Source organism: Paraburkholderia sacchari, assembly GCF_000785435.2.
Lineage (GTDB): Bacteria > Pseudomonadota > Gammaproteobacteria > Burkholderiales > Burkholderiaceae > Paraburkholderia > Paraburkholderia sacchari.
Genome location: NZ_JTDB02000003.1, coordinates 1 through 21,472 on the forward strand (window position 1 = coordinate 1; position 21,472 = coordinate 21,472).

Genomic DNA, 21,472 nt, shown 5'->3' on the forward strand with positions numbered 1-21,472 from the left:
TGCCTGATGACCATAGCGAGCTGGTCCCACCCCTTCCCATCCCGAACAGGACCGTGAAACAGCTCCACGCCGATGATAGTGCGGATTGCCCGTGTGAAAGTAGGTAATCGTCAGGCTCCTTATGCAGTATGTCCAGAACCCCGGTGGCTCACCATGAGCGCCGGGGTTCTGGCGTTTACGCGCGTGGAAATACGCAGCCAAATCCGCAAGTCTCACACATAACAAAAGCCAAAAAGCCGGCCTGTGAACCCCACAGGCCGGCTTTTTCGTTGAGGCAGCCGTGAATCTCTACTTCTGGGCCAAAAATTTCGTTGCGAGGTGTACCCAGTACGATGCGCCAACCGGCAGCAACTGATCGTTGAAGTCGTAGCTGGCATTGTGCAGCATGCACGGTCCCGCGCCGTGGCCGGCGTCGCGGTGCCCACCTTCCCCGTTGCCGAGGAACGCGTAGCAGCCAGGCTTTTCCAGCAACATGAACGAGAAGTCCTCGGCGCCCATGGTCGGCTCGATGTTGTCATCGACGCGATCGGGGCCCACGATCTCCTTCATTACCTGCGCGGCGAATTGGGCCTCCGCGCTGCTGTTCACCGTCGGCGGATAGTTGCGATGGAACGTGATGTCGACCGTACACTCGTAGGCCTCTGCCGTGCTCTCCGCTATTTTGCGCAGGCGCGTCTCGATAAGGTCGAGCGTTTCCGTCGTGAAGGTGCGTGCCGTCCCCGCAATCCACGCTGTGTTCGGCACTACGTTTACTGCATCGCCGGCATGAATCTGCGTAATCGAAAGCACCGCGGTATCAATCGGCTTTTTGTTGCGTGTGATGATGCTTTGCAGTCCATTGGCAATTTGCACTGCAGCGAAAACCGGATCGCGTCCATTATGCGGCAGCGCGGCATGCGATCCCACGCCTTTGATTTCGATGCGAAACTCGTTGCTCGATGCCATGATCGGCCCCTCGGTCACGCCGAAGTGCCCCGCCGGCATGCCAGGCCAGTTATGAATGCCGAACACAGCGTCCACGGGGAAGCGCGTGAACAGTCCATCGTCGATCATCGCTTTCGCACCCGCGCCGCCTTCTTCCGCAGGTTGGAAGATGAACACGACGGTGCCGTCGAATTGACCGTGCTTCGCGAGATGCTGAGCCGCACCGAGCAGCATCGCCGTATGGCCGTCGTGGCCGCACGCATGCATCTTCCCTTCGTTGTGAGAGCGATGCTCGAACGTGTTCAGCTCTTGAATGGGCAGTGCGTCCATATCGGCGCGCAGCCCGATGGATCGTGTGCCGCTGCCCCTTTTGAGCACGCCGACAACGCCCGTTTTGCCCAGCCCCCGATGCACCTCGATGCCCCATTCGGCAAGCTTCGATGCAACCAGCTCGGCCGTTTGGGTTTCTTCATAGCGCAGTTCCGGGTGGGCGTGAATCGTTCGTCGTAGGCCCTGGATTTCGCCTTGGGCGGCCTGGATTTCCGGGATCAGTTTCATGGCGGACAGTGCTCGGGGAAGTGGGTGCCCACGCTCCCGATTCGAGGCGGGATTCGAGGCGGGCTTGGACGAACCATTCTACGCCGAACCTCTTTTTTCGCGCCAATCGCCTCATTCGCCTGGGCGTGTGCCGGCTCCACGAGCCGAACATAATAAAATCGCGGTATCGACATCACCTCTCATCGACGGATTCCCAATGAACGCACGAGCCGAATTTGCCCGCGCAGTCTGTCCCCACGACTGCCCCGACACTTGCGCGATGCGCGTGACCGTCGAAAACGGCAAGGCCATCAAGGTGAGCGGCGACCCCGATCATCCGCCGACGCAAGGGGTGCTTTGCACCAAAGTGACCCGTTACGCCGAGCGGGTCCATCATCCGAAGCGCCTCACGCAACCGATGAAGCGAGTCGGCCGCAAGGGCGAAGGGCGTTTCGAGCCGATCAGCTGGGATGAAGCATGCGAGATCGCAGCCGCGCGCCTTGGCGAAATTGCGCAGCGCACGCCCGAAGCGATCCTGCCGTATAGCTATGCCGGCACGATGGGTCTCGTGCAGGGCGACAGCATTGCGCAGCGCTTTTTCCACAAGCTCGGCGCGTCGCGGCTCGACCGCACGATCTGCGCAGCAGCGGGCGCAGCGGGCTTGCGCTACACGTATGGATCGAGCCTCGGCATGCTCACGGAGCATTTCGCCGAGAGCGAAGTGATCCTGATCTGGGGCGCGAATCCGATCGCTTCTAACCTGCACTTCTGGACGCGTGCGCAGGAGGCCAAGCGCAACGGTGCGAAGCTGATTGCGATCGACCCGTATCGTTCGCTCACAGCGGAGAAGTGTCACCAGCACATCGCGCTGAAGCCCGGCACCGATGGCGCGCTCGCGCTCGGCATGATGCACGTGCTGATCACGGAAGACCGTCTCGATCACGATTACATCGCGGCGCATACGCATGGCTTCGAGCAATTGAAGGCGCGTGCACTCGCCTATACGCCGGCGCGCGTTGCGCAGATTTGCGGCATCGAGGAGCAGGTCGTCGTCGAACTCGCGCGTCTTTACGCCTCCACGCGCAAGGCGGCGATCCGCATGAACTATGGTCTCCAGCGCGTGCGTGGCGGCGGCAACGCGGTGCGCGCCATCGCGTGCCTGCCGGCGCTGACTGGCGCATGGCGCGAGCGGGCGGGGGGCGTGCTGCTGTCGTCGTCGGGTTGGGCGCCGGTCGATACAAACGCGCTGCAGCGTCCCGATCTGATTCCTGGCTGGCCTAAGCATCAACCGCGCGTCGTCAACATGAACCAGATCGGCGACGCGCTCACACATGCGGGCGATGCCGCATTCGGTCCGAAGATCGAGGCGATCGTCGTGTACAACTCGAACCCGGTGGCGGTCGCGCCGGACTCGGCGAAAGTCGCAGCGGGTTTTGCGCGCGAAGATCTGTTCACGATCGTGCTCGAGCAATTCCAGACCGACACCGCCGACTATGCCGACTTGCTGCTGCCCGCCACGACCCAGCTCGAGCACCTCGACGTTCACAAGTCCTACGGCCATACGTATGTGATGGCCAACCTGCCCGCAATCGCCCCGGTGGGCGAGGCGCGTCCTAACACTGAGATCTTCCGCTCGATTGCGCGCGCAATGAGCCTGAGCGAACCGGCGCTCTTCGAGAGCGACGAGGACGTGGCCGCGCGCGCGTTCGACTGGAGCGATCCCGCGTTCTCCGGCGCCGATTGGGCGACGCTCAAGCGGGACGGCTGGGTAAAGCTGAATATTGCCGATGCGCCGTTTGCCAACGGCGGCTTTCGCACGCCCACGGGCAAGTGCGAGTTTTACAGCGAAGCACTCACGAAGGCCGGCCTCGATCCTGTGCCTGACTACCTGCCGCCGTACGAATCGGCGGACGGCGCGCCCGAGTTGGCCGCGCGCTATCCGCTCGCGATGATCTCGCCGCCCGCGCGCAACTTCCTCAATAGCACCTTCGTGAATGTCGAGAGTTTGAGGGCGACCGAAGGCGAGCCGCATCTCGACCTCCACCCCACCGACGCCGCTCGACGCGCCATCGCCGACGGCGACCAGGTGCGAATCTTCAACGATCGCGGGTCGATGCAAGCGCGCGCTCGCGTTTCCGACCGTGCGCGCGAAGGCCTCGTGGTCGGGCTGTCGATCTGGTGGAAGAAGCTTGCGCCGGACGGCCGCAACGCGAACGAAGTGACGAGCCAGGCGCTCACCGATCTGGGCGGATCCGCCACGTTTTATGACTGCCTCGTGGAAGTCGAACGCGTGTAAGCGCTGAAAAAACACCGCTTGAAAAGCGCGCGCAGCAGTTCGAGGGGGCTTTCTAACTCGCTGATTCGAGGAAGAAAAACGGCTGTTGCATGCTACGATCAACGTTTTAGCACGACCATTCGAAAATATTCAGGAGGAGACGCCGCATGGATAAAGTCTGGCTGAAATCATACCCACCCGGCGTACCCGCGGAAATCGACGCTAGCCAATATGCGTCCATCACGGCGCTGCTCGCGGAGAGCTTCAACGCCAACCGCTCGAAGCCCGCGTTCGCGTGCATGGGCAAGTCCATCAAGTACGGGCAACTCGACGAACTTTCGAAGCGGCTCGCCGCATGGTTTCAGTCGCGCGGCATCGCGCCCGGCGCGCGCATCGCGATCATGATGCCGAATGTGCTGCAGTACCCGATCGCGCTGGCCGCGATCCTGCGCGCGGGCTATGTCGTGGTGAACGTGAATCCGCTCTACACGCCGCGCGAGCTCGAACATCAGCTCAAGGACAGCGAGGCCGAAGCCATCATCCTCCTCGAGAATTTCGCAGTCACGCTGCAGGCCGTCGTCGCCCAGACGCGCGTGAAGCACATCGTGGTGGCGTCGATGGGCGATCTGCTCGGCGCGGTGAAGGGCTTCATCGTCAACTACGTCGTGCGCAACGTGAAGAAGATGGTGCCGGCCTGGAGCCTGCCGGGCCACTTGAGTTTCAACGCTGCGCTGTCGGCCGGAGCGCGCCTCACCTTCAAGCCTGTCGAGCAGAAGCCCGACGATATCGCGTTCCTTCAGTACACGGGCGGCACGACCGGCGTGTCGAAAGGCGCCACGCTGCTGCATCGCAACCTCGTCGCGAACGTGCTGCAATCGGCGGCGTGGACCGAACCCGCGCTTGCGCGTCTGCCCGCCGGCACCCAGCCGGTGACGGTCGCGGCGCTGCCGCTTTATCACGTGTTCGCGCTTACCGTCTGCGGCCTGCTGACGATGCGCACGGGCGGCCTCGCCATACTGATCCCGAACCCGCGCGACATCGCGGGCATGATCAAAGAACTGCACGGCTATTCGATCACGACCTTCCCCGCGGTCAACACGCTCTACAACGCGATCCTCAATCATCCCGATTTCGACAAGCTCGACTTTTCGCATCTGCTGGTGGCCAACGGCGGCGGCATGGCGGTGCAGGAAGCGGTGGCGAAGCGCTGGTACGAGCGCACGCATACGCCGATCGTCGAAGGCTATGGCCTTTCCGAAACCTCGCCGTGCGTGACCTGTAATCCGACCAACGCGACCGAGTACACGGGCACGATCGGCTTGCCGATGCCGTCGACCGAAATCTCGATTCGCGACGACGACGGCAATGAGCTGCCCATCGGCGAAGCGGGCGAGATCTGCATTCGCGGTCCGCAGGTGATGGCCGGCTACTGGCAGCGACCGGAGGAGACGGCGAAAGTCATGACCGCCGACGGCTTCTTCAAATCCGGCGACGTGGGAGTGATGAGCGACCGCGGTTATATAAAGCTCGTCGACCGCAAGAAGGACATGATCCTCGTCTCGGGCTTCAACGTCTATCCGAACGAAATCGAGGATGTGGTCGCGAAGCTGCCGGGCGTGTTCGAAGTGGCGGCCGTGGGCGTGCCCGACGCGAATTCGGGCGAGGCGGTGAAGCTCTATATCGTGAAGAAGGATCCGGCGCTCACCGACAAGGATGTCTTCGAGTACTGCAAGGCGCAACTGACCGGATACAAGCGGCCGAAATCCATCGAGTTCCGCACCGACCTGCCCAAGAGCAACGTCGGCAAGATTCTGCGACGCGAACTGCGCGACGCGCGCGTGTAATCCCGCTGCCGCCAGACCTGCGCCGAAGGCCTGCCCGCGAGGGCGGGCCTTTTCTATTGGCGAACCGGAAAGCATGTCAGGCATAGGCCGCACCAAAGAAAAAAGGCGCCCGCGGGCGCCTTCGAGACTGAAACGGCTGTTCTTATTAGAACTTGTGACGGATGCCGATGCGAGCCTGGAGCACGTTGCCGTTGCTCGACGGGACGATGGGGCCGTTGAGCGCCGCAACAGCGCTGTGACCGGTCGAGTCGGTGCCTGACGCGTGCTGATACACACCGATCAGGTAGACGTCCGTGCGCTTCGACAGGAAATAGTCCGTGCCGAGCGAGTACTGGTAGTACTTCGCACCGCTCTGGCTTGCGCCGTTTGCCAGCGTGACGCTCTGGCCGTCCGTGAAGTCGAACGCGAAGCCAGCCAGCAGAGCCGGCGTGAACTGGTACTTGAAGTTCAATTCGAAGTTGTTGAAGAAGACGTTCGAGCCGGTCTCGTATCTCGTCGGGCCGGTCGTGCCGAGGTTCCGGAAGCTGATGTTCGAGTACGTCGCGCCGAACGTCGCCGCGCCGAACGTGTATGCGCCGCCTGCGCCGATGACCTGATAGGTGTTGGCCGATGCGAAGCCGCCGTACACCGGGGTGGACGTGGTCGTCAGCGGCGACGAGGAGGGGCCGTTGTTGAACAGGCCGCCGAAGGCGTTCGGCGTGCGTGCATTCAGGTAACCAACGCCGAGGGCGAGAGGGCCATTGTTATAGCCAGCACCCAGCGACCAGATCTGGTTCCCCGTGAAGTTGCCCGCCTGGCCACCGAAGCTGTAAGTGCCGCCGAACGTCAGGCCAGCGTAGTTCACGCTAGTGAACTTGACCGTGTTGTTGGTACGGTAGGCGTTGTTGAAGTTGTCCAGGTCCTGCGGGTGAGCCGCGAGGTAGCCGCCCCACTGGTCGCCGGCTTCCAGCGGACCGACGTAGTCGACGACGGAGTCATACTGGCGACCAAAAGTGACCGTGCCGAACTGCGAGCTGGAGAGGCCGACATAAGCCTGACGGCCGAACATCAGGCCGCCCTGGCCGAGCTTGCCGGTGTTCACGTCGAAGCCGTTTTCGAGCACGAAGACCGCTTTCAGGCCACCGCCGAGGTCTTCAGCGCCGCGCAGACCGAAGCGGCTGCCTTGCATCACGCCGCTCGAGAGGTTGTACAGGTGCTTGCCGCCCGAGTTTGTGTTGAGGTTGAAACCTTCATCGATGATGCCGTACAGCGTGACGCTGCTCTGAGCGTGCGCAACGCCCGCAAACGCGCCCAGCGCAGCCAGCGCGAGAAGCGACTTCTTCATTGAATGATCTCCAGTGTTTTACGACTTTTATGCGTCTTGTCAGCGAGGCCGATTTATTGTCTAGCGGGGGGCCTGGCCATCCAACTTCGCGAGAAGTTGCCCGGTAATGTAACAAACCGTTTATGCGCGACAAAGGAAAAGCCAGGCAGCACGTAAGTACCTGTTTCGTTTACACAACATGGTCTAAAATATGCGCCTGAAATCGGCTCTGCCCCGGATTGACGACGCGAGGCGAGTTCCTGTAGTGATTTAGAACGTCCGGTCGGTCGGGTTTTGCGCACTATCGCTTTGCGGCTATGCGCAGCAGTTTGCGGTGGATACGAAGGGAGGTTGGATGACGTTTGACGAATTGATTACCGAGTTCGATCGGGGACTGCGCTCGATCGCCGGGGTGTCGCGTATGTCGCGACCCATGCCGCAGCCGTCAGCCGATGCAGCCGATCTTCCGGCCGGCGCCGCGGATCTGCCCGCGTCGCCCGTAGCGTCTGGCGAACTCACGCCTGCCGAGCGTGCTCACGCGGCCGGCCTCATGCGCGTGAATCATGTGGGCGAGGTGTGTGCCCAGGCGCTTTATCAAGCGCAAAAGCTTTCCGCTCGCTCCCCCACGCTCAAGGCGGCGTTCGATCAGGCGGCGCGCGAAGAGGAAGACCACCTTGCGTGGACTGCGCGCCGCCTCGAAGCGCTCGATTCGCGCCCGAGCCTGCTCAATCCGCTCTGGTACGCCGGAGCGTTGGCCATCGGCCTCGCGGCAGGGCGTCTCGGCGACAAGATCAGTCTTGGCTTCATGGCTGAAACCGAGCGTCAGGTGGAGCATCATCTGGACAGCCACCTCGACGCGCTGCCGCCCGCCGACCTCGAATCGCGCGCGATCGTCGAGCAGATGCGCACCGACGAGATCGCTCATGCGAAATCAGCCACGGATCTGGGCGGCGTTGATTTGCCGTTGCCAGTGCGTTCGCTGATGCGCGTGGCGTCGAAAATCATGACCCGCACGGCCTACTACGTTTGATATGCTTCGACGGGCCGGTTGCATGACCGGTCCGTGCAAGTTCAGGTTTTCACCGCTATCACCCTCCCGAATTAATCCCCGCCAAGTACCCGCACTATCGTGGTTTTCTCCGCGCATTTCACGTATCACCTTCACAACCTTCGTTAGCTCATTCATTCATAACGGTTTTTGGGTTTTCGTCTGACTTGAACAAGCGCTGCTAAGTCCTTGTTCTAGCGGATAAATTTCGTCAAAAAACGCGCCACCCACCTTGACCCTCGTAGGTCGTTCCTCTAAAGTGGGAGACAGTGTGAGAAAGTGTATTTTTGTGTGATTTCAGAAGCGCATTCGGGTAAATTTCCTGAAATTTAGACGGGCGGCGATCGGCGTCGCATGAGGGGGAGCAAATTGTTCCAGGGGGCGTCGGCGCTAACACTCGATGCGAAGGGGCGGATGTCGATTCCGTCGCGCTATCGGGATGCGCTGCAACAACAGGCAGAAGGCCGGGTGACGATCACCAAGCACCCGGACGGCTGCCTGTTGCTATTTCCGCGCCCCGAATGGGAGGTGTTCCGCGCGAAAGTCGCGGCGTTGCCGATGGACGCGCACTGGTGGCGCCGCATTTTTCTCGGCAATGCCTCCGACGTCGATCTCGACAGCGCGGGCCGCGTGCTCGTCTCGCCTGAATTGCGTCTGGCAGCAGGAATGGAAAAGGAAGTCATGCTGCTCGGCATGGGTAGTCATTTTGAGTTGTGGGATGCGCAGACCTACGCCGCCAAGGAACAGGCGGCGATGGCTCAGGGCATGCCCGACGCCTTGAAGAATTTCACGTTCTGATCGCGGGTTAAATCGCTATGGCATCTGCGATGGGACAGGGATTGCAGCATCGCACGGTGCTGCTTGATGAAGCGGTCGATGCGCTCGTGACGCGCGCGGACGGCGTCTATGTGGACGGCACGTTCGGGCGCGGCGGCCATAGTCGCGCGATCCTCGGCCGGCTTTCCGAAGCCGGGCGTCTGATTGCGTTCGACAAGGATCCGCTCGCGATCGCCACGGCTGAACAAGTGGGCGACGCGCGGTTCTCGATCGTGCATGAGAGTTTTGCTTCACTGCGCGACGCCATGGCGGCGCGCGGGGTAGGGCGTGTGTCGGGCGTGTTGCTGGATCTCGGCGTGTCGTCGCCGCAAATCGACGACCCGGAGCGGGGTTTCAGCTTCCGCGCCAATGGTCCGCTCGACATGCGGATGGACCCGACGCGCGGCGAGTCCGCTGCCGATTGGCTCGCGCGGGCCACGTTGCAGGAACTGACGGAGGTGATTCGAGATTATGGGGAAGAACGGTTTGCTTTTCAGATTGCAAAGGCGCTTGTTGCTCGCCGGGCAGAGTCCGACCGTCTCGGGCCTCTCGACAGCACGGGCGAGCTTGCCCAAATCGTGGCTAACGCCGTCAAAACCCGTGAGAAGGGTAAGGATCCGGCAACCCGCACCTTTCAGGCTATACGGATTCACGTCAATCAAGAGCTTGCGGAGCTGCAGGTCGTTCTAGACGCAGCAATGTCGTTGCTGGAGCAGGGGGGGCGGCTCGTGGTCATCAGCTTTCATTCGCTGGAAGACCGTATCGTGAAGCGGTTCATGCAGGCGCATGCCACTGCGCCCGCGGTCGACCGCCGTCTGCCGATTCGTGCCGTCGACCTGCCCAGCCCGCCCTTGAGGTTGATCGGGCGCGTGTTCGCGAGCGATGAGGAAGTCGCCGCCAACCCGCGTGCCCGCTCGGCCGTGATGCGCATTGCGGAGCGCGTCACGCCATGAACCGTCTGAATATTTTCCTGCTGATCGTCGTGATGGGGTGTGCGCTGTCGGTCGTCAACGCCACCAATCAGCAGCGTCAGATGTTTTTCCAGTTGCAACGCGCGCAGTCCCAGGAGCGGCAGCTTCAGCAGGACTACGCGCAGCTTCAATATCAGCAGAGCGCGCTGTCACGGACGTCGCGCGTCGAACAAATCGCTACCGATTCGCTCAAGATGCAGCCCGTGACGACCGGACGCACGCAATACCTGACACTCGCTCCGGGCGCGGCTAGTGCCGCGGATGCACCAGTGCCCACGTCCGCGCCGGCCCAGGGCGCGGCAGCCACGAAGGGCCGCCGTGGGGGTACGCGATGAAAAAAGGCAATAACCGCAAGAGCGTCGCCTTTACCCCAAACCCCATTCTCTCGGTGCGCCTGCCGATGTGGCGCTCGAAGTTCGTCGTGTTCATGCTGTTCATGGCGTTCGTCGCGCTGGCCGCGCGGGCGTTCTGGATTCAGGGACCCGGCAACGCGTTTTATCAGAAGCAGGGCGAGAGCCGCTATCAGCGCACGATCGAGCTGCCGGCCACGCGCGGCCAGATTCTCGACCGCAATGGCCTCGTGCTCGCCACGAGCCTGCCCGTGCGCGCGATCTGGGCGATTCCCGAAGACGTCCCCGACGATCTCGGCGCCGACAAGCTCACGCAGCTCGGCGCGCTGCTGAACATGTCCACCAAGGAGCTGCGCAGCAAGCTCTCGGTGGACAAAACCTTTGTCTACGTGAAGCGTCAGGTGCCGATCGACGTCGCGCAAAAGGTGGTCGCGCTCGACATTCCCGGTATCTATCAGCGCAACGAATACAAGCGCTTCTATCCCGAAGGCCAGGTCACTGCTCACCTGATCGGCTTCACCAATGTCGAAGATGAAGGCCAGGAAGGCGTCGAGCTTTCAGACCAGAAGATTCTTGCGGGTACGTCCGGGATTCGTCACGTCATCAAGGACCGCGTGGGCCATATCGTCGAGGACGTGGACGAGACGGTCGTGCCGCATAACGGCAAAGACGTCGAACTGTCGATCGACAGCAAGATCCAGTACATCGCCTATTCGAATCTGAAGGCGGCGGTGGAGAAGACCAAGGCCAAGGCAGGTGCGGCGATGGTGGTGGACGTGCGCACCGGCGAAGTGCTCGCGCTCGTGAACTATCCCACCTACAACCCGAACGACCGCTCGCACCTCACGGGCGAGCAGCTGCGCAACCGCATCCTGACCGACGTGTTCGAGCCGGGCTCGATCATGAAGCCGTTCACGGTCTCGCTGGCCCTCGATTTGCATCGCGTCTCGCCGACTACACTGGTGGATACGGGCGGGGGCCATTTCACGCTCGACGGCGCGAACATCACCGACGATGCCGCGTTCGGCGTGCTGACCGTGGGCGGCGTGATCCAGAAGTCGAGCAACATCGGCGCGACCAAGATCGCGATGACGCTCCGTCCCGAAGAGATGTGGAACATGTACACCAGCATCGGTCTCGGGCAGGCGCCGAAGGTCGGGTTCCCCGGCGCGGCGGCGGGCCGTCTGCGTCCGTGGAAAAGCTGGCGCCGCATCGAGCAGGCGACGATGTCGTATGGCTATGGCCTGTCGGTCTCGCTGTTCCAGCTCGCGCGCGCATACACGGCCATTGCGCACGACGGCCAGATTCTGCCGGTGACGATCTTTCGCCACCCCGGCGACGAGCAGCCTGTGATCGGCACGCAGGTCTTCGCGCCCACCACGGCGCGCGAAGTGCGCACGATGCTCGAAAGCGTGGTGTCGAGGGACGGCACTTCGCCCGACGCGGCGGTACCCGGCTATCGCGTGGGCGGCAAGTCCGGCACGGCGTACAAGCATGGTCCGCACGGCTATGACCGCTCGAAGTACCGCGCGTCGTTCGTCGGCATGGCGCCGATGCCGAACCCGCGCATCGTCGTCGCGGTGTCGGTGGACGAGCCGACGGTCGGCAGCCACTTCGGCGGCGCGGTCTCGGGTCCGGTGTTCTCGGGCATCGTCGGCGACACGCTGCGCACGCTCAACGTGCCGCCCGACATGCCGGTCAAGCAACTCGTGGTTTCCGACGACAGCGCTTCGGCGCCCGCCGTCGCCAACGCGCCGACTGCGCCCGCCGCAGCCGCGAAGCACGCCACGAACGCGCCGGCAAGCAAGAACCCCGTCGGCGCGCGTCATATGACTGTCGCCGACAACGCGAAAAATCGTCCCGGAGTCGTCCGATGAGCGCCCTGCGCACCCACCATCCCGCGCACCGGCAGATCGCGGACGCGCTCGCGTGGCTGCGCGCGCGCGTAGCGCCCGAAGCCAACCTGCACGCCGACACGCGCTCGCTCAAGGCGGGCGACGTGTTTCTCGCCTATGCCGTCGAAGGCGCCGACAACCGTCCGCACATCGAAAGCGCTCTCGCGCGCGGCGCGGCGGCGATCGTCTATCAGCCCGAAGGCTATGCGGGCTCGTTTGATGCTGCGCAGGCGCAAAACGCGCTTGCCGTGCCGCAGCTCGACGTGCTCGCGGGCGAGATTGCGAGCGGCTGGTACGGCAACCCGAGCGACACCATGCTCGTGGTCGGCGTGACCGGCACGAACGGCAAGACCTCATGCAGCCAGTGGGTCGCTTCGGCGCTCACGGCGATCGGCCAGAAGTGCGCCATTGTCGGCACGCTCGGCAGCGGCTTTCCGGGCCAGCTCATGCACACCGGTTTCACGACGCCCGACGCGCCGCAGTTGCAGCGCTCGCTCGCGCAACTGCGCGAGGAAGGCGCGCAGGCTGTGGCGATGGAAGTCTCGTCGCACGCGCTGCACCAGGGGCGCGTGAACGGCACCTCGTTCAATATCGCGATCTTCACGAATCTCACGCAGGACCACCTCGACTATCACCGCACCTTCGAAGCCTACGAGGCCGCGAAGGCGCGTCTGTTCGCGTGGCCGGGTTTGCACGCGGCGGTGATCAACGCGGATGACGCGGCGGGCCGGCGCCTGCTGGCCGCCACGCGCGGCAAGCTCCGCACGATTGCCTGGTGTGTGTCGACGCCCGCGGCCGATCTGCCCGCCGCCGATGCCTGGCTGCGCGCGGCCGACGTGCGCGCGACCGCCACGGGCACGGCGTTCCATCTGGAAACGTCGGACTGGGGCGAGGCGAACGTCGAAGTGCAGACGCTCGGTCTCTTTAATGTGAGCAACCTGCTCGGCGTGCTTGGCGCGCTGCTCGCGGCGAAAGTGCCGCTCGTCGCGGCGCTCAACGAAATCGCGATGCTGCAGCCGGTGAACGGCCGCATGGAGCGTCTGGGCGGGCGCGCGGACCACGACGAGCCGCTCGTCGTGATCGATTACGCGCACACGCCCGATGCGCTCGAAAAGACGCTTGAGGCGCTGCGCCCGATCGCCGCCGCGCGCGGCGGCCAGCTCGTCTGCATGTTCGGCTGCGGCGGCGATCGCGATGCCACCAAGCGCCCGCTGATGGGCGCGATCGCCGAGCGTCTGGCCGACCAGGTCGTTGTCACGAGCGACAACCCGCGCAGCGAAGCGCCGGCGGCGATCATCGACCAGATCGCCGCCGGCATGCGCGAGCCCGAGAAGGCGCGCCGCATCGAGGACCGCGCGAGCGCGATCCTGCAGGCGGTGCGCGGCGCAGCAAAGGAAGACGTCGTCGTGCTGGCCGGCAAGGGGCACGAGGCAACTCAGGAAATCATGGGCAAGAAGCGCGCGTTCTCGGATCAGGACCACGCGCGGCTTGCTCTCGCAGCCCGTCCGACGTCGGATCGGCATGGGCGCGGAGGTGGTGAATGACCATGCTTACCCTGCGCGAAGCAGCGGCGCTGATTCCCGGCGCGAGCGTTCTCGGCGACGAAAACGCAACGTTCGAGCGCATCGCAACCGACAGCCGTACGGCTGGCCCCGGCGACCTCTTTGTCGCGCTCAAGGGCGACCGTTTCGACGCGCACGACTTCCTGTCCGAAGTGGCGGGCCGGCATGTGAGCGCGGCGCTCGTGTCGCGCAGCCCCGGCGACTGGCGCATGCCGGCGCTTCGCGTGGACGACACGCGCAAGGCGCTCGGCGCGCTCGCGCTCGGCTGGCGCCGCCGCTTCACGATGCCGCTCGTCGCCGTCACGGGCAGCAACGGCAAGACCACGGTCAAGGAGATGATCGCGTCGATCTTCGCGGCGGCCGTGGGCGAAGACGCACGGCTCGCAACTGCGGGCAATCTGAATAACGACATCGGCGTGCCGCTCACGCTGCTGCGCCTCAATGCTGCGCACAAACTGGCGGTGGTCGAGCTCGGCATGAATCATCCGAACGAGACGGAGTTGCTCGCGAAGTTTGCCGAGCCCACCGTTGCGGTCGTGAACAACGCCCAGCGCGAGCATCAGGAATTCATGGCGACGGTCGAAGCCGTTGCGCTCGAGCACGCGAGCGTGATCCACGCGCTCAAGCCCGAAGGCACCGCGGTGTTTCCGGCTGACGACGCCTATGCTGGCATCTGGCGCGTGGCGGCCACGGGCTCGAAGGTGCTCGATTTCGCGCTGCATACGGACGAGCGCGCGGTCGAAGCGGCAGTGACGGGCAAGCTCGTGGCGGATGTGAGCAATAGCGCGGGCGCAAACCGGCTCGCGATCGCGACGCCCGAGGGCCAACTCGAAGTGGCGCTGCAAGTGCTCGGCGCGCATAACGCGCACAACGCACTCGCGGCCACGGCGGCTGCTCTCGCAGCTGGTGTTTCGCTCGATGCGATCCGTCGCGGCCTCGAAGCGTTCCAGCCGGTGAAGGGCCGCTTGCAGGTCAAACGCGCAGCGCTTGGGGAACTCGCGGGCGCGCTCGTGATCGATGACACCTACAACGCGAACCCCGACTCCGTGCGCGCGGCCGTGGATGTGCTGGCCTCGCATGCTTCGCCGCGCGTGCTGGTGCTCGGCGACATGGGCGAAGTCGGCGAAGACGGTCCCGCGTTCCACCGCGAAGTGGGCGCATATGCAAAGGAGCGCGGCATCGACGCGCTCTATACGCTCGGCGAAGCCGCGCGTGACATTTCGGCGGCATTCGGCGCGAAGGCGCTGCACGCCGCCGGTGTTCCCGAGCTGGTTCGCGCGCTGGCCGGCGCCGGTTACGGCGCGGGTGCAACGATCCTCGTGAAAGGCTCGCGCTTCATGCAGATGGAGCGCGTGGTGGCCGCACTCACGAATCCGCAACTTTCCGCACCGGACGCGGCGTCCGGCGCGCACTGAAATTCGAAGGAATACAAGGCATGCTACTGGCGCTGGCGCAATGGCTGCAGAATGACGCAAGCTTCTTGCGCGTGTTCAGTTATCTGACGTTCCGTGCGGTGATGGCCACCATCACCGCGATGGCGATCGGGCTTTTCCTCGGCCCGTGGGTGATCCGTAAGCTCACCGAAATGAAAGTCGGCCAGGCGGTGCGCACGGACGGCCCGCAGACCCATCTCGTGAAGTCGGGCACGCCCACCATGGGCGGTGTGCTCATCCTGCTGGGCATCGCCGTGGCCACGCTGCTATGGGGCGATCTCACGAACCGCTTCATCTGGATCGTGATGCTCGTGACTTTCGGCTTTGGCGCGATCGGTTGGGTCGACGACTATCGCAAGGTCGTCTACAAGGACCCGCGCGGCATGTCCTCGCGCGAGAAATACTTCTGGCAGTCGGTGATCGGCCTGTTCGCGGCGGTGTATCTCGCGTTCAGCGTGTCCGAGGCGAGCAACGTGCGTGTGTTCGATCTCTTCATGGCATGGGTGAAGAGCGGCCTCTCGATGGGCCTGCCCGCGCGCGCGGACCTCTTGCTGCCGTTCCTCAAGTCGATCAGCTATCCGCTCGGCGTGTGGGGCTTCATCGCGCTCACGTATTTCGTGATCGTCGGCGCGAGCAACGCGGTGAATCTCACCGACGGTCTCGACGGCCTCGTGATCATGCCGGTCGTGCTCGTGGGCGCGTCGCTCGGCGTGTTCGCGTACGTGATGGGCAGTTCGGTCTACTCGAAATATCTGCTGTTCCCGCACATTCCCGGCGCGGGCGAATTGCTGATTTTCTGCTCGGCGATGGGCGGGGCAGGGCTCGCGTTCCTCTGGTTCAACACGTATCCGGCGCAGGTGTTCATGGGCGACGTGGGCGCGCTCGCGCTCGGCGGCGCGCTCGGCACCATCGCGGTGATCGTGCGCCAGGAAATCGTGCTCTTCATCATGGGCGGCATTTTCGTGGCCGAAACGCTTTCCGTGATGCTGCAGGTCACCTGGTTCAAGTACACGAAAAAACGTTATGGCGAAGGGCGCCGCATCTTCAAGATGGCGCCGCTGCATCACCATTTCGAGCTGTCCGGCTGGAAAGAGACGCAGGTGGTCGTGCGCTTCTGGGTCATCACGCTGATGCTGTGCCTGATCGGCCTGTCGACTTTGAAGCTGCGTTGATCGGCACTCCATCAAGGTAAGAAAGGGAAGCAAGCGATGTTTGGCGAGAAGTTTCGGGATCGGCAAAAGCCGATGGTGCTCGTGCTGGGACTCGGCGAATCGGGTCTGGCGATGGCGCGCTGGTGCGCGCGCCATGGCTGCCGCCTGCGCGTCGCCGATACGCGCGAAGCGCCGGCAAACTTGCCCGAACTCGCCGCGCGCGGCATCGACGCGGACTTCGTTGGCGGCCCGTTTTCCACGGCGCTGCTCGATGGCGTCGAACTCGTCGCCATCAGCCCGGGCCTTTCGCCGCTGGCCGCCGACCTCGTGCCGCTGATCGCCGCCGCGCGCGAACGCGGCATCGAAGTCTGGGGCGAGCTCGAACTCTTCGCGCAGGCGCTGCGCCATCTCGGCGAGAGCGGTTACGCGCCGAAGGTGCTTGCCATCACAGGCACCAACGGCAAGACCACCACCACGAGCCTGACGGGCATGCTTTGCGAGCGCGCGGGCAAGAGCGTGGCGGTGGCCGGCAACATCAGCCCCGCGATGCTCGACAAGCTCGCCGAGGCCATCGACAACACGGCGCTGCCCGACGTCTGGGTGCTCGAACTTTCGAGCTTCCAGCTGGAGACGGCGCACAGCTTCGCGCCCGACGCGGCGGCGGTCCTCAACATCACGCAGGACCACCTCGACTGGCACGGCGGCATCGACGCCTACGCGGCCGCGAAAGGCCGCATCTTCGGCGCGCAGACCACGCGCGTGCTCAACCGCGACGACGCGCGCGTGATGTCGCTCGCGAGCGTGCAGCAGAGCGGCGGCGCGAAGATCGTGACCTTTGGCCTCGATGAGCCGCGGCGCGAGGGCGACTACGGCATCTCGCGCGAGAACGGCATGTTGTGGCTCGTGGCGGCGCACGACCGCGACGCCACGGACGAGCCTGTTTCCGCGCGCCGGCGCAAGCAGCTCGACGCCGCGCCCGTGCATCTCACGATGAAGCGCCTGATGCCCGCGGACGCGCTGCGCATTCGCGGCCTGCACAACGCGGCGAACGCGCTCGCGGCATTCGCGCTCGCTCGTGCGATCGATCTGGCGCCGGCGGCGCTCTTGCACGGTCTGCGCGAGTACCGCGGCGAGCCGCATCGCGTCGAACTGATCGCGTCGATCGACGGCATCGACTACGTGGACGACAGCAAGGGCACCAATGTCGGCGCGACGGTAGCGGCGCTCGACGGCCTCGCGCAGCGAGCGGTGCTGATCGCGGGCGGCGACGGCAAGGGCCAGGACTTCGAGCCGCTCGCGGCACCCGTGGCGCGCTGGTGCCGCGCGGTCATGCTGATCGGCCGCGATGCACCGCAGATTCGCGCGGCGCTCGAAAGCACGGGCATTACGCTCACCGACCATGCCACGCTGGAAGACGCCACGCGCGCCGCCACGGCGCTCGCCGAACCGGGCGACGTCGTGCTGCTTTCGCCGGCGTGCGCGAGCTTCGACATGTTCAAGGGCTATGCCCATCGTGCGGCGGTATTCCGCGACACGGTGGAAGAAATCGCCGCAGAACGGGGGACGATGATATGAGCTGGTCCGAACGTTTTGGCGTGCGTCTGTCGCGCGATGCGAGCGGCGGCGCCCCGGTGGGCCCATCGGGCGGCGCGGCAGGAGGCGTGGCGAGCAGCGGTGCGCGTTCGCGTGGCATTTCTAGTGCGGTCAGCGGCGTGCGTCCCGCGCGCTCGCGCATGCTCGACTACGACCACTCGCTGCTGTGGGCCGTGATCGCGCTGCTCGGCTTGGGCGTGGTGATGGTCTACTCGGCCTCGATCGCGATGCCCGATTCGCCGAAGTACGCGCAATACCACGACTACGCGTTTCTGGTGCGCCACCTCGTCTCGCTTACGGTCGCCGTGATCGGGGCGCTCGTGGCGTTCCGCATTCCCATCTCCACGTGGGACCGCTACGCGCCGAAGTTCTTCCTCATCGCTTTGGTGATGCTCGTGATCGTGCTGATTCCGCACGTCGGCAAGGGCGTGAACGGCGCGCGGCGCTGGATTCCGCTCGGTGTCACGAACATGCAGCCTTCGGAAATCATGAAGCTCGCGGTGACGATCTACGCCGCGAACTACACGGTGCGCAAGCAGGAATACATGCACAGCTTCGCCAAGGGCTTCTTGCCGATGGCGTTCGCGGTGGGCGTGGTGGGCGCGCTGCTGCTGCTCGAGCCCGACATGGGCGCGTTCATGGTGATCGCCGCGATCGCGATGGGCGTGCTGTTCCTCGGCGGCGTGAACGGCAAGCTGTTCGGCGGTCTCGTGGCCACCGCGATCGGCACGTTCACGTTGCTGGTGTGGGCGTCGCCGTGGCGTCGCGAACGAATTTTCGCGTACCTCGATCCGTGGGACGAGCGCTATGCGCAGGGCAAGGCCTACCAGCTCACGCACTCGCTAATCGCATTCGGGCGTGGCGAGTGGTTCGGCGTGGGTCTGGGCGGCAGCGTCGAGAAGCTCAACTATCTGCCCGAAGCGCACACCGACTTCATTCTCGCCGTGATCGGCGAGGAACTGGGCTTCGTGGGCGTGCTGGTCGTGATTCTGCTGTTCTACTGGATCGTGCGCCGCGCGTTCGAGATCGGCCGCCAGGCGCTCGCGCTCGATCGCACGTTCGCCGGGCTCATCGCGAAGGGCCTTGGCGTGTGGTTCGGCGCGCAGGCGTTCATCAACATGGGCGTGAATCTCGGACTGCTGCCGACCAAGGGTCTTACGCTGCCGTTCGTGAGCTATGGCGGCTCGGGCATTTTGCTCAACTGTATTGCGGTTGCCGTGCTGCTTCGCGTGGATTACGAGAACCGGGTTTTGATGCGCGGAGGAAAAGTATGACCGCAGCAACGCGCACGCTCATGGTGATGGCCGGCGGCACTGGGGGACACGTGTTCCCGGGGCTCGCTGTCGCGCATCGCATGGAGCAGTGGGGCTGGCGCGTGGTGTGGCTCGGCAATCCCGCAGGCATGGAGGCGACGCTCGTGCCCAAACACGGTATTCCGATGGAATACGTGCGCTTTGGCGGTGTGCGTGGCAAGGGCATCAAGACCAAGTTGATGCTGCCGTTAAACATGCTGCGCGCGTGCAAGCAAAGTCTCGCGGCGCTGCGTCGTGTGAAACCGGACGTCGTGCTCGGCATGGGCGGCTACATCACGTTCCCGGCGGGCGTGATGAGCGCGCTTTCCGGTCGCCCGCTCGTGCTGCACGAACAGAACTCCATCGCGGGCCTCGCGAACAAGGTGCTGGCGAAGCTCGCGAAGCGCGTGCTCGTGGCGTTCCCCGGTGCGTTGCCACACGCCGAGTGGACCGGTAATCCGATCCGTGCGGAACTCGAGCACGTGGTGCAGCCGCAGGTGCGTTACGCGCAGCGCAGCGGCCCGCTGCGCGTGCTGGTAGTGGGCGGCAGCCTCGGTGCAGCCGCGCTCAACGAAGTCGTGCCGCGCGCACTTGCGCAACTGGCGCCGGCCGAGCGTCCGCATGTAGTGCATCAGGCGGGCGCAAAGCACATCGACGCATTGCGTCAGAACTACATCAATGCCGGAATCGAGCCTGGTGACACGGTGCAACTCGTGCCGTTCATCGACGATATGGCAAGCGCTTACGAAAACGCGGATCTCGTGATCTGCCGCTCGGGCGCGATGACGGTGGCCGAGATCGCGGCCGTGGGCGTGGCGGCGCTGTTCGTGCCGTTCCCCTACGCGGTCGACGACCACCAGACCACCAACGCGGCGTTTCTCGCTCAACAGGGCGCCGCACGTGTGGTGCAGCAACGCGAGCTTTCGGTAGAGGCGCTCGCGGACTGGCTCAAGCAGCAAACCCGAGCATCGCTCGCAGACATGGCCGAGCGCGCCCGCGCGCTCGCAAAACCCGACGCCGCCGATCAGGTCGCGCGCATCTGCGCCGCCGTGGCGGGCGCCAGTCCGGGAGGAAAGTAATGAAACACATCGTCAAACATATTCATTTCGTCGGCATCGGCGGCGCGGGCATGAGCGGGATCGCCGAAGTGCTCGTCAATCTCGGCTATCACGTGAGCGGCTCGGACCTCGCGAAGAACGCGGTCACCGACCGCCTCGCCGCGCTCGGTGCGCGCATCGCCATCGGCCATAGCGAAGAGAACATCGAAGGGGCGAACGCGGTGGTCGTGTCCACCGCAGTGCGCAGCGACAATCCCGAAGTGCTGGCGGCGCGCCATCGCCGCATTCCGATCGTGCCGCGCGCGGTCATGCTTGCGGAGCTGATGCGCCTGAAGCAGGGCATCGCGATCGCGGGCACGCACGGTAAGACCACCACCACGTCGCTCGTCGCGAGCGTGCTGGCCGCGGGCGGGCTCGACCCGACCTTCGTGATCGGCGGGCGCCTCATTAGCGCGGGCGCGAATGCGCGCCTCGGCACGGGCGACTTCATCGTCGCGGAAGCCGACGAATCGGACGCCTCGTTCCTGAATCTGTTCCCGGTGATCGAAGTCATCACGAACATCGACGCCGACCATATGGACACCTACGGGCACGACTTCGCGCGCCTGAAGCAGGCGTTCATCGAATTCACGCACCGTCTGCCGTTTTACGGAATTGCGGTGCTCTGCGTCGACGACCCGAACGTAAAGGAAATCCTGCCGTTCGTCTCGAAGCCGATCATCCGCTACGGTTTCGCGCCCGACGCCCAGGTGCGTGCGGTCAACGTGGTCGCGCGCGACGGCAAGATGTACTTCACGGCGATGCGCGAAGACGCGCCGTCGATCGACATCGTGCTGAACCTTCCGGGCACGCACAATGTCCAGAACGCACTGGCCGCGATTGCGATCGCGACCGAACTCGAAGTGAAGGACGCAGACATCCAGCGTGCGCTCGCCGAATTCAACGGCGTGGGCCGGCGCTTCCAGCGCTATGGAGAAATTCCTGTCAACGGCGGCGGCAACTACACGTTGATCGACGACTACGGCCACCACCCGGTGGAAATGGCCGCGACGATCGCGGCGGCGCGCGGCGCGTTCCCCGAGCGCCGTCTCGTGCTGGCGTTCCAGCCGCACCGCTACACGCGCACGCGCGACTGTTTCGAAGATTTCGTGCGCGTGCTCTCGACCGTCGATACGCTCGTGCTGACCGACGTGTACGCCGCGGGCGAAGCGCCGATCGTGGCCGCCGATGGACGCGCGCTCGCACGCGCGATTCGCGTGGCGGGCAAGGTCGAACCGGTGTTCGTGGAAACAGTGGATGAAGTGCCGGACGCGCTGGCCGCAGTGGTCCGCGACGGCGACGTGGTGATTACGATGGGTGCGGGTTCGATCGGCGGCGTGCCGGGCCGGATCGCACAACAGGAACAGAAGGCGTGAGCGAA

At 64.4% G+C, this 21,472-nt stretch carries 16 protein-coding genes and 1 rRNA gene; 15 read left to right on the top strand and 2 right to left on the bottom strand.

Features of this window, described 5'->3' with window-relative positions; translation table 11 throughout:
• The first annotated feature begins 2 nt into the window (after positions 1-2).
• A 5S ribosomal RNA gene (gene rrf, locus NH14_RS12240) occupies positions 3-116 on the top strand.
• Between the two features lie 172 nt (positions 117-288).
• On the opposite strand, the gene NH14_RS12245 is transcribed toward rrf, so the two are convergent.
• Positions 289-1,482 carry a M20 aminoacylase family protein gene (locus tag NH14_RS12245; protein WP_035532898.1) on the bottom strand — a complete coding sequence of 398 codons (1,194 nt, stop codon included), beginning with the start codon at positions 1,480-1,482 and terminating at the stop codon, positions 289-291.
• 196 nt (positions 1,483-1,678) lie between these two features.
• On the opposite strand from NH14_RS12245, the gene NH14_RS12250 reads away from it, so the two are divergent.
• The gene (locus NH14_RS12250; protein ID WP_035532901.1) at positions 1,679-3,757 is read left to right on the top strand and encodes a molybdopterin-containing oxidoreductase family protein; all 2,079 of its coding nucleotides are present in this window, start codon (positions 1,679-1,681) and stop codon (positions 3,755-3,757) included.
• Positions 3,758-3,903: 146 nt separating this feature from the next.
• Complete coding sequence (locus NH14_RS12255; RefSeq protein WP_035532903.1) at positions 3,904-5,580, top strand: long-chain fatty acid--CoA ligase; 1,677 nt, start codon at positions 3,904-3,906, stop codon at positions 5,578-5,580.
• Between the two features lie 145 nt (positions 5,581-5,725).
• Here the strand turns inward: NH14_RS12255 and NH14_RS12260 are convergent, their stop codons facing one another.
• The gene (locus NH14_RS12260; protein ID WP_035532906.1) at positions 5,726-6,904 is read right to left on the bottom strand and encodes a porin; all 1,179 of its coding nucleotides are present in this window, start codon (positions 6,902-6,904) and stop codon (positions 5,726-5,728) included.
• Between the two features lie 334 nt (positions 6,905-7,238).
• Between NH14_RS12260 and coq7 the strand changes: the two genes are divergently transcribed.
• From coq7 to murC, 12 genes are all read left to right on the top strand, one after another.
• Entirely contained in the window at positions 7,239-7,913 is a 675-nt protein-coding gene (gene coq7 / locus NH14_RS12265) for a 2-polyprenyl-3-methyl-6-methoxy-1,4-benzoquinone monooxygenase (protein ID WP_035532909.1), read from the top strand.
• A gap of 387 nt (positions 7,914-8,300) precedes the next feature.
• Positions 8,301-8,729 carry a division/cell wall cluster transcriptional repressor MraZ gene (gene mraZ, locus NH14_RS12270; RefSeq protein WP_027818006.1) on the top strand — a complete coding sequence of 143 codons (429 nt, stop codon included), beginning with the start codon at positions 8,301-8,303 and terminating at the stop codon, positions 8,727-8,729.
• Between the two features lie 17 nt (positions 8,730-8,746).
• Complete coding sequence (gene rsmH, locus NH14_RS12275; protein WP_035532910.1) at positions 8,747-9,700, top strand: 16S rRNA (cytosine(1402)-N(4))-methyltransferase RsmH; 954 nt, start codon at positions 8,747-8,749, stop codon at positions 9,698-9,700.
• A complete protein-coding gene (gene ftsL, locus NH14_RS12280; RefSeq protein WP_035532911.1) occupies positions 9,697-10,053 on the top strand; it encodes a cell division protein FtsL in 357 nt (118 codons plus the stop codon). The genes rsmH and ftsL overlap by 4 nt, the downstream gene beginning before the upstream one ends.
• Positions 10,050-11,945 (top strand): peptidoglycan D,D-transpeptidase FtsI family protein, encoded by a 1,896-nt coding sequence (locus NH14_RS12285; RefSeq protein ID WP_035532913.1) that lies wholly within the window; start codon positions 10,050-10,052, stop codon positions 11,943-11,945. The genes ftsL and NH14_RS12285 overlap by 4 nt, the downstream gene beginning before the upstream one ends.
• Positions 11,942-13,507: a UDP-N-acetylmuramoyl-L-alanyl-D-glutamate--2,6-diaminopimelate ligase gene (locus tag NH14_RS12290; RefSeq protein WP_035532915.1), complete on the top strand. Its 1,566-nt coding sequence runs from the start codon at positions 11,942-11,944 to the stop codon at positions 13,505-13,507. Before NH14_RS12285 ends, NH14_RS12290 begins: the two co-directional genes overlap by 4 nt.
• Entirely contained in the window at positions 13,504-14,940 is a 1,437-nt protein-coding gene (locus NH14_RS12295) for a UDP-N-acetylmuramoyl-tripeptide--D-alanyl-D-alanine ligase (protein WP_035532917.1), read from the top strand. Before NH14_RS12290 ends, NH14_RS12295 begins: the two co-directional genes overlap by 4 nt.
• 20 nt (positions 14,941-14,960) lie before the next feature.
• Positions 14,961-16,130: a phospho-N-acetylmuramoyl-pentapeptide-transferase gene (mraY, locus tag NH14_RS12300; RefSeq protein ID WP_035532919.1), complete on the top strand. Its 1,170-nt coding sequence runs from the start codon at positions 14,961-14,963 to the stop codon at positions 16,128-16,130.
• Positions 16,131-16,166: 36 nt separating this feature from the next.
• Positions 16,167-17,684: a UDP-N-acetylmuramoyl-L-alanine--D-glutamate ligase gene (gene murD, locus NH14_RS12305; protein ID WP_035532921.1), complete on the top strand. Its 1,518-nt coding sequence runs from the start codon at positions 16,167-16,169 to the stop codon at positions 17,682-17,684.
• Entirely contained in the window at positions 17,681-18,976 is a 1,296-nt protein-coding gene (gene ftsW / locus NH14_RS12310; RefSeq protein ID WP_035532923.1) for a putative lipid II flippase FtsW, read from the top strand. Before murD ends, ftsW begins: the two co-directional genes overlap by 4 nt.
• Positions 18,973-20,073 (top strand): undecaprenyldiphospho-muramoylpentapeptide beta-N-acetylglucosaminyltransferase, encoded by a 1,101-nt coding sequence (gene murG / locus NH14_RS12315; protein ID WP_035532925.1) that lies wholly within the window; start codon positions 18,973-18,975, stop codon positions 20,071-20,073. The genes ftsW and murG overlap by 4 nt, the downstream gene beginning before the upstream one ends.
• On the top strand, positions 20,073-21,467 hold the full coding sequence (murC, locus tag NH14_RS12320) for a UDP-N-acetylmuramate--L-alanine ligase (protein WP_035532927.1): 1,395 nt from the start codon (positions 20,073-20,075) through the stop codon (positions 21,465-21,467). Before murG ends, murC begins: the two co-directional genes overlap by 1 nt.
• Positions 21,468-21,472: the final 5 nt, after the last annotated feature.